At 68.8% G+C, this 13945-nt stretch carries 14 protein-coding genes; 11 read left to right on the plus strand and 3 right to left on the minus strand.

The window, feature by feature from the left end; translation table 11 throughout:
- Positions 1-99: 99 nt before the first annotated feature.
- The 5 genes from trpD (at position 100) to ASF16_RS22465 (ending at position 3943) form a co-directional block, all read left to right on the plus strand.
- The gene (trpD, locus tag ASF16_RS22450) at positions 100-1137 is read left to right on the plus strand and encodes an anthranilate phosphoribosyltransferase (protein WP_056172475.1); all 1038 of its coding nucleotides are present in this window, start codon (positions 100-102) and stop codon (positions 1135-1137) included.
- A 147-nt stretch (positions 1138-1284) separates the two neighbouring features.
- Positions 1285-1890: a hypothetical protein gene (locus ASF16_RS26395; protein WP_156372199.1), complete on the plus strand. Its 606-nt coding sequence runs from the start codon at positions 1285-1287 to the stop codon at positions 1888-1890.
- A gap of 74 nt (positions 1891-1964) precedes the next feature.
- Entirely contained in the window at positions 1965-2765 is an 801-nt protein-coding gene (gene trpC, locus ASF16_RS22455) for an indole-3-glycerol phosphate synthase TrpC (protein ID WP_056172478.1), read from the plus strand.
- A 68-nt stretch (positions 2766-2833) separates the two neighbouring features.
- Entirely contained in the window at positions 2834-3550 is a 717-nt protein-coding gene (locus ASF16_RS22460; protein ID WP_056172481.1) for a uracil-DNA glycosylase, read from the plus strand.
- Positions 3551-3646: 96 nt separating this feature from the next.
- Positions 3647-3943 (plus strand): DUF3253 domain-containing protein, encoded by a 297-nt coding sequence (locus ASF16_RS22465; RefSeq protein ID WP_056172484.1) that lies wholly within the window; start codon positions 3647-3649, stop codon positions 3941-3943.
- Here ASF16_RS22465 and ASF16_RS22470 read toward each other — a convergent pair.
- On the minus strand, positions 3915-4826 hold the full coding sequence (locus tag ASF16_RS22470) for a LysR family transcriptional regulator (protein WP_056172487.1): 912 nt from the start codon (positions 4824-4826) through the stop codon (positions 3915-3917). The two genes, ASF16_RS22465 and ASF16_RS22470, sit on opposite strands and share 29 nt — an antisense overlap.
- Positions 4827-5086: 260 nt before the next feature.
- Between ASF16_RS22470 and ASF16_RS22475 the strand changes: the two genes are divergently transcribed.
- Complete coding sequence (locus tag ASF16_RS22475) at positions 5087-6070, plus strand: tripartite tricarboxylate transporter substrate binding protein (protein ID WP_056172489.1); 984 nt, start codon at positions 5087-5089, stop codon at positions 6068-6070.
- Positions 6071-6333: 263 nt separating this feature from the next.
- Positions 6334-7935 (plus strand): gamma-glutamyltransferase family protein, encoded by a 1602-nt coding sequence (locus tag ASF16_RS22480; protein ID WP_056172492.1) that lies wholly within the window; start codon positions 6334-6336, stop codon positions 7933-7935.
- Between the two features lie 60 nt (positions 7936-7995).
- Here ASF16_RS22480 and ASF16_RS22485 read toward each other — a convergent pair whose 3' ends face one another.
- Positions 7996-8700 (minus strand): hypothetical protein, encoded by a 705-nt coding sequence (locus ASF16_RS22485; protein ID WP_156372200.1) that lies wholly within the window; start codon positions 8698-8700, stop codon positions 7996-7998.
- A gap of 63 nt (positions 8701-8763) precedes the next feature.
- Between ASF16_RS22485 and ASF16_RS22490 the strand changes: the two genes are divergently transcribed.
- Genes ASF16_RS22490 through ASF16_RS22500 form a run of 3 tightly spaced genes read left to right on the plus strand, consistent with a single transcriptional unit; the run spans position 8764 to position 10391 of the window.
- Positions 8764-9363 (plus strand): DUF2975 domain-containing protein, encoded by a 600-nt coding sequence (locus ASF16_RS22490; RefSeq protein ID WP_235507488.1) that lies wholly within the window; start codon positions 8764-8766, stop codon positions 9361-9363.
- Between the two features lie 29 nt (positions 9364-9392).
- Positions 9393-9641 (plus strand): helix-turn-helix transcriptional regulator, encoded by a 249-nt coding sequence (locus ASF16_RS22495; RefSeq protein ID WP_056172504.1) that lies wholly within the window; start codon positions 9393-9395, stop codon positions 9639-9641.
- On the plus strand, positions 9642-10391 hold the full coding sequence (locus tag ASF16_RS22500) for a hypothetical protein (RefSeq protein ID WP_156372201.1): 750 nt from the start codon (positions 9642-9644) through the stop codon (positions 10389-10391).
- A gap of 40 nt (positions 10392-10431) precedes the next feature.
- Here ASF16_RS22500 and queA read toward each other — a convergent pair whose 3' ends face one another.
- Complete coding sequence (gene queA, locus ASF16_RS22505; protein WP_056172509.1) at positions 10432-11556, minus strand: tRNA preQ1(34) S-adenosylmethionine ribosyltransferase-isomerase QueA; 1125 nt, start codon at positions 11554-11556, stop codon at positions 10432-10434.
- 322 nt (positions 11557-11878) lie between these two features.
- On the opposite strand from queA, the gene recG reads away from it, so the two are divergent.
- On the plus strand, positions 11879-13942 hold the full coding sequence (gene recG, locus ASF16_RS22510; protein ID WP_369817190.1) for an ATP-dependent DNA helicase RecG: 2064 nt from the start codon (positions 11879-11881) through the stop codon (positions 13940-13942).
- Positions 13943-13945 lie beyond the last annotated feature (3 nt).

Below are 13945 nucleotides of genomic sequence, written 5' to 3' on the forward strand. Positions count from 1 at the left end.
CCGGATCCACGGGTGCACCCGCCCTGGCAGCGCCCGTACTGTGGAATGCGCCGGCTGCCACGCGCCATTGAAGAATTAACGCAGACAGGATCTATCACCATGTCCATCACCCCCCAGGAAGCGCTGCAGCGCACCATCGAGCACCGCGAAATCTTCCATGACGAGATGCTGCACCTGATGCGCATGATCATGAGCGGCGAGCTGTCGCCCGTCATGACCGCGGCCATAGTCACCGGCCTGCGCGTGAAGAAGGAAACCATCGGCGAGATCACGGCGGCCGCGCAGGTCATGCGCGAGTTCTCCACCAAGGTTCACGTGCCCGATAGCAAGCACCTGGTGGACATCGTGGGCACGGGCGGTGACGGCGCCAACACCTTCAACATCTCCACGTGCTCCATGTTCGTGGCCGCAGCGGCGGGCGCCAAGGTCAGCAAGCACGGCGGGCGCGGCGTGTCCAGCAAGAGCGGCAGTGCCGACGTGATGGAGGCGCTGGGCATCCACATCAACCTCAAGCCCGAGCAGATCGCGCAGTGCATCGCAGAGGTGGGCATCGGCTTCATGTTCGCACCCAACCACCACCCGGCCATGAAGAACGTGGCCCCGGTGCGCAAGGAGCTGGGCGTGCGCACCATCTTCAACATCCTGGGCCCGCTGACCAACCCGGCCGGCGCGCCCAACATCCTGATGGGCGTGTTCCACCCCGACCTCGTGGGCATCCAGGTGCGCGCGCTGCAGCGCCTGGGCGCCGAACACGCCATGGTGGTCTACGGCCGCGACGGCATGGACGAAGTCAGCCTGGGCGCAGCCACGCTGGTGGGCGAGCTGAAGAACGGCCAGATCACCGAGTATGAAATCCACCCCGAGGACTTCGGCATGTCGATGTCCAGCAACCGCGCCTTGAAGGTCGAATCCCCCGAGCAGTCGCGCGAGATGCTGATCGGCGTGCTCAAGGGAGAACCCGGCGCCGCGCAGGACATCGTCTGCCTGAACGCGGGCGTGGCGCTGTATGCGGCCAACGTGGTCGACTCGGTGCCCGCAGGGCTTGATAAGGCCCGGGCCGCCATCGCTTCGGGCGCTGCGCTGGTCAAGCTTGAGCGGATGGTCACGCGCACGCATGCGCTGGCAACGGCGGCCTGAAGCAGCCATGTGGCGCGACCGTGATACTGGGATGGCATTGGGCGTTTCGGTGTTGTTCTTCGGGGCGTTGGGCTTCGCGCACCGCATGGTCAAGCCGGCCGGTGCGCATTACTGCGAACCGTCCCAGCTCGCGTTCAAGGATGAGGTTTGAGCGCCGTCATGCGGCAACTGGCGCACCCCAGGACCCTGCACGGGCTCGTCGCTGCTGTTGAGCAGCAGTCCCGTGTGTGGCTGCCGTTGCAAATGGCGACGGGCGGTTCGATGCTTTTCTCTGTGCTGGTGGGTGCGGCAATGGCAGGGCTGGGCCTGTGGCTGCTCCACGTTGCCTCGGCGGAGAATGATGGGAGCCTTTTATTGCAGGGGATTTGCCTGATTGGATGCGGTGTCTTTGTTGCCACAAGGAATGTGCAGCGTACGTGGCCTCCGAACCGCCACCGAGGCTGGGAAGTGAACTTTGAGCAACGGACGTTGACCCCTGTGTGGTTGTCTGGATATTCCACGATCTCATTGGGGCCAGATTTCAGTTTGGGCTGTTATTTGGGTAGCGATGTAGATCAACAACCGGCATGGCTACTGGAGTTGCGCCACGTTCGCCGGGGGCCGGTCGCAACGTTGATGATGGTCCCTGTTGGAGGTCGCGGCGTCGGTGACGCGAGGATGATGGACCGCTGCGTGGATCGACTCGCCGAGCGGCTGGGTATCCGACGCTCGGGTTCTTTGTTGGGGCCGACCAAAACACGACAAACGTCGTAACTTTTGAAGCGACAAGATCCTGATCTGCACCGACCGTTGGTGACGCTGACTAACCATTTTTGTGAGAATTAAACATGTCCGACATCCTCAACAAGATCGTGGCCGTCAAGCACGAAGAAGTGGCCGCTGCCAAGAAGCGCACACCCCTCGACGCCATCCGCGCCGATGCCGAGAGCCGTGTGCTCACGCGCGACTTCGAAGGCGCGCTGCGCGCCAAGATCGCCAAAGGCCAGGCGGCGGTGATCGCCGAGGTCAAGAAAGCCAGCCCCAGCAAGGGCGTGCTGCGCGCCGACTTCATCCCCGCCGACATCGCGCAGAGCTATGCCGATGGCGACGGCAAGGTGAGCGCGGCCTGCCTGTCGGTGCTGACGGACAAGCAGTTCTTCCAGGGCAGCGTGGATTACTTGAAGCAGGCGCGTGCCAGTTGCCAGCTGCCCGTGCTGCGCAAGGACTTCATGGTCGATGCGTACCAGATCTATGAGTCGCGGGCGATGGGCGCCGACGCCATCTTGCTGATCGCGGCCAGCCTGGACGACGCCCAGATGGCCGACTTCGAAGCCATCGCGCGCAGCCTGGACATGGCAGTGTTGGTGGAGGTGCACGACGGCGCCGAGCTGCAGCGCGCGCTCAAGCTCAAGACGCCGCTCGTGGGCATCAACAACCGCAACCTGCGCACCTTCGAGGTCACGCTGGACACCACCCTGGGCCTGCTCAAGGACGTGCCTGCCGACCGGCTGCTGGTCACCGAATCGGGCATCCTGAAGCCCGACGACGTGAAGCGCATGCGCGATGCCGGAGTGCACGCGTTTTTGGTGGGCGAGGTGTTCATGCGCGCGCCGGAGCCGGGTGAAGCGCTGGCGAAGCTGTTCGCCTGATTCTGCGTCTGCTCCTTTTTTGATAGCTTGTTGCGCTTGTCCATCAAGCGGTAGAGGCCTTTTTGACCATGAATGACGCCGCTGCGAACCCCACCCAACTGCAGACCGCCGACCCCGCGGACTGGCCTGTAGCACCCGGCTGGCAGCCGCTGGTCGATGACTTCTTTGCCGGAGCGCGCGGCCGGTCGCTGCTCGCCTTTCTGCAGTCGCGGCTCGACGCGGGTGCGGTGATCTTCCCGCCCCGCCCGCTGCGGGCGCTGGAGCTCACGCCGCCGGACGAGGTGCGCGTGGTCATCCTGGGCCAGGACCCGTACCACGGGCGCGGCCAGGCCGAGGGGCTCGCGTTCTCGGTGGCGCCGGGCGTGCGCCTGCCGCCCTCGCTGCAGAATATCTTCAAGGAGATGCAGCGCGATTTGAATACGCCGTTTCCGCCTTTCCCCGACCCCGGTGGCAGCCTGGTGAAGTGGGCCAAAAAGGGCGTGCTACTGCTCAACACCGGCCTCACAGTGGAAGAGGGCCAGCCCGCCAGCCACGCCGGCAAAGGCTGGGAGGCCCTGACCGACGCGGTCATCCGCCACGTGGCAGAGGGCGAGCGGCCGGTGGTGTTCATGCTCTGGGGCTCGCATGCGCAATCCAAGCGCGCCCTGATCCCACAGGACCGTGGGCACTTGCTGCTCACGTCCAACCACCCCTCGCCGCTGTCCGCCCTGCGCCCGCCCGTGCCCTTCATCGGCAACGGGCATTTCAGCCAGGCGCGGGACTTCCGGGCGCAGCACGGGTACTGACTGACTGTGCAGGCCGACTGGCTGCCGGCCTTGTGACCATGCCCCAGCAGCGCTGCACATGGCCGTGACAGTTTCTGCGGTACGAAGGGACCACCCATGACGGACGCTGACATCGAAGACCGCATCTTCGCCCTGCTGGCGCTGCGCCAAGCGAGTGTGACCATCTGCCCGTCGGAGGTGGCGCGGTCACTGGTGGGTGAGGATGGCGCGTGGCGCGACCACATGCTGCAGGTCCGCCAGGTCGCGCAGGCCTTGGCGCAGCACCAGCGCCTGCGCGTGACGCGCGGCGGCGTGCCGGTCGATGCGACAGCGCCCGGCGGGCCGATCCGCCTGGGCCTGCCCCGTGCGGAGGAGGGCGGCGCACCTACCAGCGACCCGGCAGCCGCTCCTTGAGCAGGTCCAGAAACGCCTGCACGGCCACCGGCAGGCTGCGGCCGGCCAGGGTCTGCACCTCCAGGTCGCGCAGGTCCATGCCGGCGTCGCTGATGGGCACGGCCACCACGGCCCCGGCGGCCACCAGGTGGCGCGCAGCGATCTCGCTGGCCACCGACAGCCCGCCACCGTGCGCCACGAAGTTGAGCACCGTCTTGGCGTGGTTGCTGATGAGCACCGCTTCGAGCTGCAGGCCCTGGCGGCTGCAGACGATGTCGATCATCTGGCGCACCGTGGTCTCGGCCGGCGGCAGGGCCAGGGGGTAGGCGGCCATCTGCGCCAGCGTGACGCTGGCCGCGCCCGCCAGCGCATGGCCGGGCGGCACGAGCGCCAGCACCGGGGCGTTTTGCCGGTAGGCCACCTCGACGTCCTTGTGCGGCGCGCGGCTGAAGCACAGGCCGATGTCGGCCGCGCCGCTGCGCACGGCGTCGGGCACCTGGGCGGTGGGCAGTGAGATCACGCTGAACTGGATGCCGGTGTGCGTGCGCTGAAACTCCACGCACAGGCGCGGCACCAGCTCGTTGGCAAACGCGTCCGATGTGGCCAGCCGCACCTGCCCCGCGCGCAGGCCCTGCAGCGCACCGATCTCGCCCAGCGCGCGCTCGGCGTCCAGCACCGTGCGCCGGGCGTGCACGGCCAATATCTCCCCGGCGGCGGTCAGCACCATGCCGCGCGGGTGCCGGTCGAACAGCGGCGTGCCCAGCTGCGCCTCCAGCCCCGCGATCTGGCGGCTCAACGCCGAGGCGGCCACGTGCAGGCGGGCCGATGCCTCGGTGAGCGAGCCGCTGTGCGCCACCTCCAGGAAGTAGCGCAGGGCGGTGTCTTGCAGAAGCTGGGGGCGCATGGGGCAACGAGCGGGTATGGGGTTTGCAGTGTTTTGCCGTTGGGCAGCCCAAAGTATGAAGTGGTTTGCCGCCGCGGCAAAGCTGCTTGCCTATTTGGCGTTGGTGTTGCGGGCGCGGGCTTTCTAAGATGGTTGACTGGTCATCAATGCGTGTGCTGTGCAGCCGCCGGTCTTGCCTGCGTGCCCGCCACCTGCGGCCTATGACCTGTGACCTGTGTGTGCGGCACCGTGCGCCTTTCCTCTTCTTCTGGAGTACCTGTATGCGTCTTTTTCCGTGGAGCCGTCGTGTTCTGTTCATGGCCGGGCTGATGGTGTGCGGCGCCAGCGCACAGGCGCAGGCCGCGTGGCCCGACAAGCCCGTGCGCGTGATCGTGCCGTTTCCGGCCAGCGGGGCGACCGACCTGGTCGCGCGCGTGGTCACCCAGCGCGTGGCGGCCGACCTGGGCCAGCAGATGGTGGTGGACAACAAGCCCGGCGCGGGCGGCACCATCGGCACGGCCGAGGCCGCCAAGGCCGCGCCGGACGGCTACACGCTGCTGCTCACCACGAGCAGCACGCACGCCATTTCGCCCCACCTGATGCCGCGCCTGGCTTATGACCCGCGCAAGGACTTCACGCCGGTGGCCCACGTGGCCGACGCACCCAGCGTGCTGCTGGTGACCAACTCCCTGCCCGTCAAGAACGTGGCCGAGCTGATCGCCTACGGCAAGGCCCATCCCGGCAAGCTCAACTACGCCACCAGCGGCAACGGCACCATCGTGCACCTGAACACCGCGGCCTTCAGCGCGCAGGCTGGCGTGGAGATGACGCACATCCCCTACAAGGGCACGGCGCTGGCCATTCCGGACCTGATCGCCGGGCAGACCCATGTGCTGTTCGATTCGCTGCCCACGGGCATGCCGCACGCCAAGGCCGGCCGCCTGCGCGCCCTGGCCGTGACCAGCGAAAAGCGCAGCACGCTGGCGCCCGAGCTGCCCACGCTGGCCGAGTCCGGCCTGCCCGGGTATTCGTCGGTGACCTGGTTCGGCGTGTACCTGCCAGCAGGCGCACCGCCCGCACTGGTCGACAAGGTGCACAAGGCCTTTGCCAAGGCGGTGCAGGCGCCCGAAGTGGCCGAGAGCCTGGCCAAGCTGGGCGTGGAGCCCGCTGCGCCGCGCACGCCCGCGCAGTTCGGTGCGATGGTGCAGGCCGACAGCAACCGGTGGGCGACGGTGATTCGGCAACACAAAATCACGGTGGAGTGATATCCCCCGTCATCCGATTGCTGTCAAACAACTACAGCACCGTTCACGCCGAGCTTGTCGAAGCGCCGTGCAAGGCTTCGACAGGCTCAGCCCGAACGGCTTGGGTATTGAATTATTGAACGCGAACCCGCAGGAGCCGACTTCGGCCTTCCCCTAGAGAACGACGCCCTCGGTGCGCGGTGGCCCTTCCTCGGCGCCCCTCGCTTTGCGCCGCGCCAGTTTCCACGCACCGCAACCCTTGCGAGCCACGGAGTCAGAACGCTATGAATAACCCAACCCTCGACTGGTCCCTTCCCTACGCCTCCCACCGCAGCGCGGTCATGGGGCGCAATGTGGTCTCCACCTCGCAGCCGCTGGCCGCGCAGGCGGGGCTGCGCATGCTGCTGGCGGGCGGCAACGCGGTGGATGCCGCCATCGCCGCCGCCATGGCGCTCACCGTGGTCGAGCCCACGGGTTGCGGCATCGGCAGCGACGGCTTTGCCATCGTGTGGGACGGCAAGGAACTGCACGGCCTCAATGCCTCGGGCCGCTCGCCGGCTGCGTGGTCGCCGGAGTATTTTGAGAAGCTGGGCGGCATCCCCGAGACGGGGTGGAACGCGGTCACCGTGCCGGGCGCCGTCTCGGCCTGGGTGGCGCTGTCCAAACGCCTGGGCAAGCTGCCCTTCGCACAGCTGGCGCAACCTGCCATCGACTACGCGCGCCATGGTTTTCCGGTGTCGCCCACCATCGCCCGCCTGTGGGCGCTGGGCGGTGCTAAGCTGGGCGCGCAGCCCGGTTTCGCCGAATGCTTTCTGCCCGGTGGCCGTGCGCCGCAGGCGGGCGAGATCTTCCGCAGCGAGGCGCATGCCCGCACGCTGGAGCTGATCGCCGAAACGCAGGGCGAGGCCTTCTACCGCGGCGTCATCGCCGAGCGCATGGTGGCCCATGCGCAGGCCCACGGCGGCGCGATGACGCTCGAAGACCTGGCCTCCCACCAGGCCGACTGGGTGGGCACCATCGAGCAGCGCTTCGGCAAATCGGTGATCCACGAGATCCCGCCCAACGGCCAGGGCATCGCCGCGCTGATGGCGCTCGGCATGCTCGACGCGCACGGTGTCGGCAAGCATCCGCTCGACAGCGTCGAGACGGTGCACGCCAGCATCGAGGCCATGAAGCTCGCGTTGGCCGACCTGGACCAGTACAACGCCGACATCGACGCGATGCCGGTCACTCCCCGCGACCTGCTGCAGGCCGACTACCTGCGCAGCCGCGCGGCGCTCATCGACCCCGAGCGTGCCGGCGACCCCGGCCACGGCGCGCCGCGTCCGGGCGGCACGGTGTACCTGGCCGCGGCCGATGCGTCCGGCATGATGGTCTCGTTCATCCAGTCCAACTACATGGGCTTCGGCTCGGGCGTGGTGGTGCCGGGCACGGGCATCAGCCTGCAGAACCGGGGCCACGGCTTCAACCTCAGGCCCGGCCACGCCAACGAAGTGGGCCCGCGCAAGCGCCCTTCGCACACCATCATCCCGGCGTTTGCGATGCACGCGGACGGCACGCCGCAGATGGCCTTTGGCGTGATGGGCGGCCCCATGCAGAGCCAGGGCCACACCCAGATGGCGCTGCGCGTGCTGCGCTACGGCCAGAACCCCCAGGCCGCCGCCGACGCGCCACGCTGGCGCGTGACCGGCGGCAAGGGCGTGGCCGTGGAGCCCGCGTTCGACCCCGCCGTGGTGGCGGCGCTGCGTGCGCGGGGCCACGAGGTCACGGTGGAAGAGGGCAACGGCGTGTTCGCCTTCGGCGGCGCGCAACTCGTGCTGCGCGAGGGCGGTCACTACATCGCCGGCTCCGACCCGCGCAAGGACGGGCACGCGGTCGCTTTCTGACCACCGGCCCTGGCGCGCAGGCGGCGGGGGCGCAGGCCGTCCACGGCCGCGGCGCGCGTGTCAGCCCGCTGCGCAGTCCGGAAAGCGCTTTTGCAACTCGGCCGCCGGCATGGTCTCGGCCACGTCGATGTTGCGCACGAGGGGGATGTACTCGCCCGGGTCGGTGAAGCGCATCAGGGTGCTCACCACTTGGTTCCTCAAGCCATTTTTCTGGCAGCCGGCCAGCTCCAGGCCCAGGCTCAGTTCCCGCGGCCCGTCGTCGGTGGCCTTCCAGGCCAGGGCCTTGGCGCGCAAGGCCTGCAGGCGCGGCAGGGCGGCGGGCTCGATGCGCCAGACCTGCACCACGGTGTGGGTGGACTCGTAGGGCGCCAGCGGGCTGCGCTCCGCGATGCTGCGCAGTTCCTGCAGCGGCAGCTTTTCTTCCAGGCGTTCCACCGTGTCGCGGCCACCGGGCAGGCGCACCTTGCGCGACACGCCCACCGACAGCACCAGCGACTGACCGTGCAGCCGCAGGCTCGGGCTGTGCACCACGGCTGCGCGCAGCGCCGCGGGGTCCAGGGTTTCGATCTGCAGCTTGCGCAGCTTCCAGAGCGACGACACCGGCACGCTGCCGCATGCGGCGAGCAGCCCCGCGGCGCACACAGCCAGCAGCAAGGGTCTGCTCCACAGTGCCCGGCGGCTGCCGGAAAAAGCTGAGTGGGCAGCGCGCAGCAGTGCGGGTGCGGGTTCAGGTTTGCTCGGGGAAGACAGGGAGCTGCGTTGCATGGGGAAATAATTACTGTAAAACGGCATGCTATTATTGTTTTACAGAAAATTCCAGGTGTCCAGATGCCTCATTCCCTTGCTTTGCAGCGCTCATCGGTCCACAGCACCGCCTTTCGGCGGCTGGCCTGGGGGTTGCTCGTGGCCAGCTGGGCCTGTGCGCTGGTGTCCATCGGGCTGTCGTTGGCGCGCTGGGCCGCCATCGGGCATGCGATGGATTGGGGGCGCTGGCTGCCTGTGACCGTGGTGCCTGCGCAGGCCATGGTGGCGGGCGTGGTCGCGCCGGCAACGATGGACACGGCCTGGCGCTGGCTGGGCGTGGCGCTGGAGTGCATACCCGGCCTGGCCCTGTTGTACACCGTGCTGTGCGTGCACCGCATCTGCCGCGCCTTCTTGCGCGGCGAGGTGTTCGGCCCGGAGGTCGTGCGCGGTTTCCGGGGCGTGGGCTGGGGCTTTCTGGCGATGTTCGTGGCGTCGCTGGTCTACCAGGTCGGCGTCTCGGCGCTGCTGTCGTGGCTCGCGTCGGGGCAAAAGGGCGGTATGGTCGTGCTGGGCGTGAGCTCGTTCGAGATGAGTGTGGTGGTGGTCGGGCTGATGATGCTGCTGCTGGCCCACGTGCTCGCCGAGGGCAGACGCCTGAAGGCCGAATCCGATGCGTTTGTCTGAAAACAGGTTCCGAGAGCGACTGCCACACCATGACGATTGTTGTCACCCTGGATGAGATGCTGGTGCGCCGCAAGGTCAAGTCGCGCGATCTGGCGGCCCATGTGGGCATCACCGAGGCCAACCTGTCCTTGCTCAAGAGCGGCAAGGTCAAGGGCGTGCGCTTCGAGACGCTGTCGGCCATCTGCGAGTACCTGCAGTGCCAGCCCGGCGACCTGCTGGCGTGGGTGGACAGCGGCGGCGATGGCGCCGACGACGGCGCGGTGCAAGAAGGCGTGTAAGTGCGCCAGTGGGGCTGGGGTGCCGCTCCCGTCAGCCGGCGCAGGCGCGTGGCGGTGGCCGTGGTGGCCTCCGTGCTGCTGCACGGCGTCATCCTGACCGCGTGGAATCTGCCAAGCAGCCGCATCTTCCCGTCGCCACCACCGCCACCACCCGCATCACCGCGACAGGCGATGGAGGTGCAGTGGATCACGCCTGCCGAGGTGCTGCAGCCCGCCACGGCGGTGCGCGACCCGGAGCGTGCGCAGGCTCGCCCCCAGGGTTCCGTTCCCGCATCTGCATCGCGGCCGGTGCGTGCGGCAGAGCGCCCCCGCAGCGCCAACGCGCCCGCCGAGGCAGTGACCGGCACGGTCATCGGCGGCCCGCCACCCGCCGTGCAGCAGCCCCCTGCACAGGCCGCGACTGCCGCAGCGCCCGCGCCGCAGCTGCCTGCGTCCGACAGCCGGATGGCCGATGCCCCGCTGCGCTGGAGCCCCGACGCTGTGGGCCGTGCCGACCGCCAGGAGCGCGAATGGCAGCGTCGCCACGGTGAGGTTCCGGCGGCGCAACGGGCGGCCGGCGCAGGCGCAGGTGCTGCCATGCCTTGGGGTGGCGCGGTTGCGACCCGTGAATGGCGCGGGGGCGATGGGGCGCGCGTGGCGCAGGTGCAGGGCCTGGGCGGCAGCAGTTACTGCGTGCGGTTGCCGTCGGCCAATCGCCTGCCCGATGCGGGCGCCGCACCGCGCATAGCGCCCGTCACCAACTGCCCTTGATCCCGCCGATTGCCCTGGGGCCGCCGGGCCGCATCGCCGGTCAGCGCGCGGGCGTGCGCTCCAGCAGCATCGCGTCGCCGTAGCTGAAGAAGCGGTACTTCTGTGCGATGGCGTGGCGGTACAGGCCCATCACATGCGCGTAGCCGGCAAAGGCGCTCACCAGCATCATCAGCGTGCTCTTGGGCAGGTGGAAGTTGGTGATCAGCACGTCCACCACCTGAAAGGCAAACCCCGGCGTGATGAAGATGCTGGTGTCGCCCGACGCCTGGCCCGAGCGGGCCCATGATTCGAGCGTGCGCACCGTGGTCGTGCCCACCGCCACCACGCGACCGCCGCGCTGGCGGCAGCGCTCCAGCGCTGCCAGCGTGGCGTGCGGCACCTCGTACCACTCGCTGTGCATCTGGTGCTCGGCCAGGTTCTCGGTCTTCACGGGCTGGAAGGTGCCGGCGCCCACGTGCAGCGTGACGCTGGCGCGCTCGATGCCGCGCGCCGCCAGGTCGTCCAGCACGCCGTCGTCGAAGTGCAGCGCGGCCGTGGGCGCGGCCACGGCGCCGGGGTTGCGGGCGAACACGGTCTGGTAGCGCTGGGTGTCCTCGGCTTCGTCGGGGTCGTGGTCGGCGTTCTGCTGGCGCTCGATGTAGGGCGGCAGCGGCAGGTGGCCGTGGCGCTCCATCAGCTCCCAGGGCGATTCGCCCGCAGGGCCGTGCAGCGCAAAGCGGAACAGCGGGCCGTCCTCATGGGGCCAGCGCGACAGCAGCGTGGCGTCGAAGCCGCCGCCGTGGCGCCCGCCGGCCATGTGCACGGTGCTGCCGGGCAGGGGCTTCTTGCTGACCTTCATGTGGGCGACGACTTCATTGCCCGGGTTGTCGGCTTCGGCGGGCAGCACGCGCTCGATCAACAGCTCCAGCTTGCCGCCGCTGGCCTTCTCGCCAAAGATGCGCGCCTTGACCACGCGCGTGTCGTTGAACACCAGCAGGTCGCCCGCGCGCAGCAGGCCGGGCAGGTCGCGGAAGATGCGGTCGGCAGGCTCGATGGCGCGGCCGTCGAGCAGGCGCGATGCACTGCGCTCTGCGGCGGGGTGCTGGGCGATGAGTTCGGGGGGCAGCGAGAAGTCGAAGTCGCTGAGGGTGTAGGCGCGCGGCGCGCCGGGGTCGATGTCGGTCATGGTGCTTGAGGGCCGGACGGGCCCGTGCCAAGAAAGGCGAAGGTCGGAGAAAGAAGGGTGCGATTGTCCCATGCGCCCTCCTGCACCACGCGCTACGGTCCGTGCCGGATGGCGATGCGGCTGCGCAAGGCCCGGGACCGGGGAAAAGACGCCCGCCTTCAGGCGCTGGCCAGGGTAACCGTGGTAGCCTTTTTGATTCGATGCTTCGTTCGCACCACCCTGCTCCATGCCCGCCGCTGCCCCCCGCGTTCCCCTGAGCCCCAAAGCCGCGGCAGCGCCTGCTGGCGCGGCCAAAGGCGGCGCGTCGGTAGCGCAGAAGGCGATGCACAAGCTGGGCCTCAAGCGCGATATCGACCTGGCGCTGCACCTGCCCCTGCGCTACGAGGACGAGACCCGCATCACGCCGCTGGCCAATGCGCGCGACGGCCAGATGGTGCAAGTCGAAGCCACCGTGATCGCCAGCGAGGTGCAATTGCGCCCGCGCCGCCAGCTGCTGGTGCAGGTCGAAGACGACACCGGCACCTGCGAACTGCGCTTCTTCAGCTTCTACCCCTCGCACCAAAAGACCCTGTCGGTGGGCGCGCGCCTGCGCATCCGGGGCGAGGTCAAGGGCGGCTTCTGGGGCCGGCAGATGCTGCACCCGGCGTTTCGCCTGGCGGGCGGCGAGCTGCCCGCCGCCCTCACGCCCGTCTACCCCACCACGGCCGGCCTGCCGCAGCCCTACCTGCGCCGCGCGGTGGTCGGTGCGCTGGCCCGGGTGGACCTGTCGGACACACTGCCCCCTGGCACCGAGCCGCCGTATGCGCGGTTCAATAGCCAAAATGGCCTCCCGCGCTTGTTCAGCTTGCGCGAGGCGCTCACTTTTTTGCACCATCCCACGCCGGATGTGGCGATGTCCACGTTCGAAGACCACAGCCATCCTGCCTGGCAGCGGCTCAAGGTGGAAGAACTGCTGGCCCAGCAGCTGTCGCAGCAGCAATCCCGCCGCGCGCGGGACATGCTGCGGGCGCCCGTGCTGCACGTGCGCCGGCCCACCGACGGCACGCTGCCGCTGCACGAGCAACTGATGGCCGTGCTGCCCTTCAGCCTGACCGCCGCGCAGCGCCGTGTGGGCGAGGAGATCGCGGCCGACCTGGCGCGCCAGGTGCCCATGCACCGGCTGCTGCAGGGCGATGTGGGTTCGGGCAAGACGGTGGTGTCCGCCCTGGCCGCGTGCCTGGCCATGGACGCGGGCTGGCAGTGCGCGCTGATGGCACCCACTGAAATTCTGGCCGAGCAGCACTTCGCCAAGATGATCGGCTGGCTCGAACCGCTGCTGGCCGCGCGTGGCCGCAAGGTGGCCTGGCTGGTGGGCGGGCAGAAAAAGAAGGACCGCACCGCCATGCTCGCGCTGGTGGAGAGCGGCGAGGCCGCGCTGGTGGTGGGCACCCACGCCGTGATCCAGGACCAAGTGCGGTTCAAGAACCTGGCGCTGGCCATCATCGACGAGCAGCACCGCTTTGGCGTCGCGCAGCGGCTGGCGCTGCGGCAAAAGCTGGCAGAGCACGGCATGGAGCCGCACATGCTGATGATGAGCGCCACGCCCATCCCGCGCACGCTGGCCATGAGCTACTACGCCGACCTCGACGTCTCGGTGATCGACGAGCTACCCCCGGGGCGCACGCCCATCGTCACCAAGCTGATCGCCGACAGCCGCAAGGACGAAGTCATCGACCGCATCGGCGCCCAGGTGCAGGCCGGCCGGCAGGTGTATTGGGTGTGCCCGCTGATCGAGGAAAGCGAGGCGCTGGACCTGTCCAACGCCACCGCCACCCACGCCGACTTGAGCGAGGCCCTTCCGGGCTGCATGGTCGGCCTGCTGCACTCGCGCATGCCCACGGCCGAGAAGAAGGCGGTGATGGCGCTGTTCACCAGCGGCCAGATGGGCGTGCTGGTCAGCACCACCGTGATCGAGGTGGGGGTGGACGTCCCCAATGCCTCGCTCATGGTCATCGAGCATGCGGAGCGCTTCGGCCTGTCGCAGTTGCACCAGTTGCGTGGCCGCGTGGGCCGCGGCGCGGCCGCGTCGGCCTGCGTGCTGCTGTATGCCACCAACGACAGCGGCCGCGTGGGCGAGACCGCCAAGGAACGCCTGCGCGCCATGGCCGAGACCAACGACGGCTTCGAGATCGCCCGCCGCGACCTGGAGATCCGCGGCCCCGGCGAGTTCCTGGGCGCGCGCCAGTCGGGCGACGCGCTACTGCGCTTTGCCGACCTGGCCACCGACACCGTGCTGCTCGACTGGGCCCGCGAACTGGCGCCGGTGATGCTGGACCGCTACCCGGACCTGGCGGCGAAACACGTGGCGCGCTGGTTGGGTGGAAAATCGGACTATCTGAAGGCATGAAGA

Origin of the sequence: Acidovorax sp. Leaf78, assembly GCF_001422735.1 — a bacterium.
In the GTDB taxonomy this organism is placed as follows: Bacteria; Pseudomonadota; Gammaproteobacteria; order Burkholderiales; family Burkholderiaceae_C; genus Acidovorax.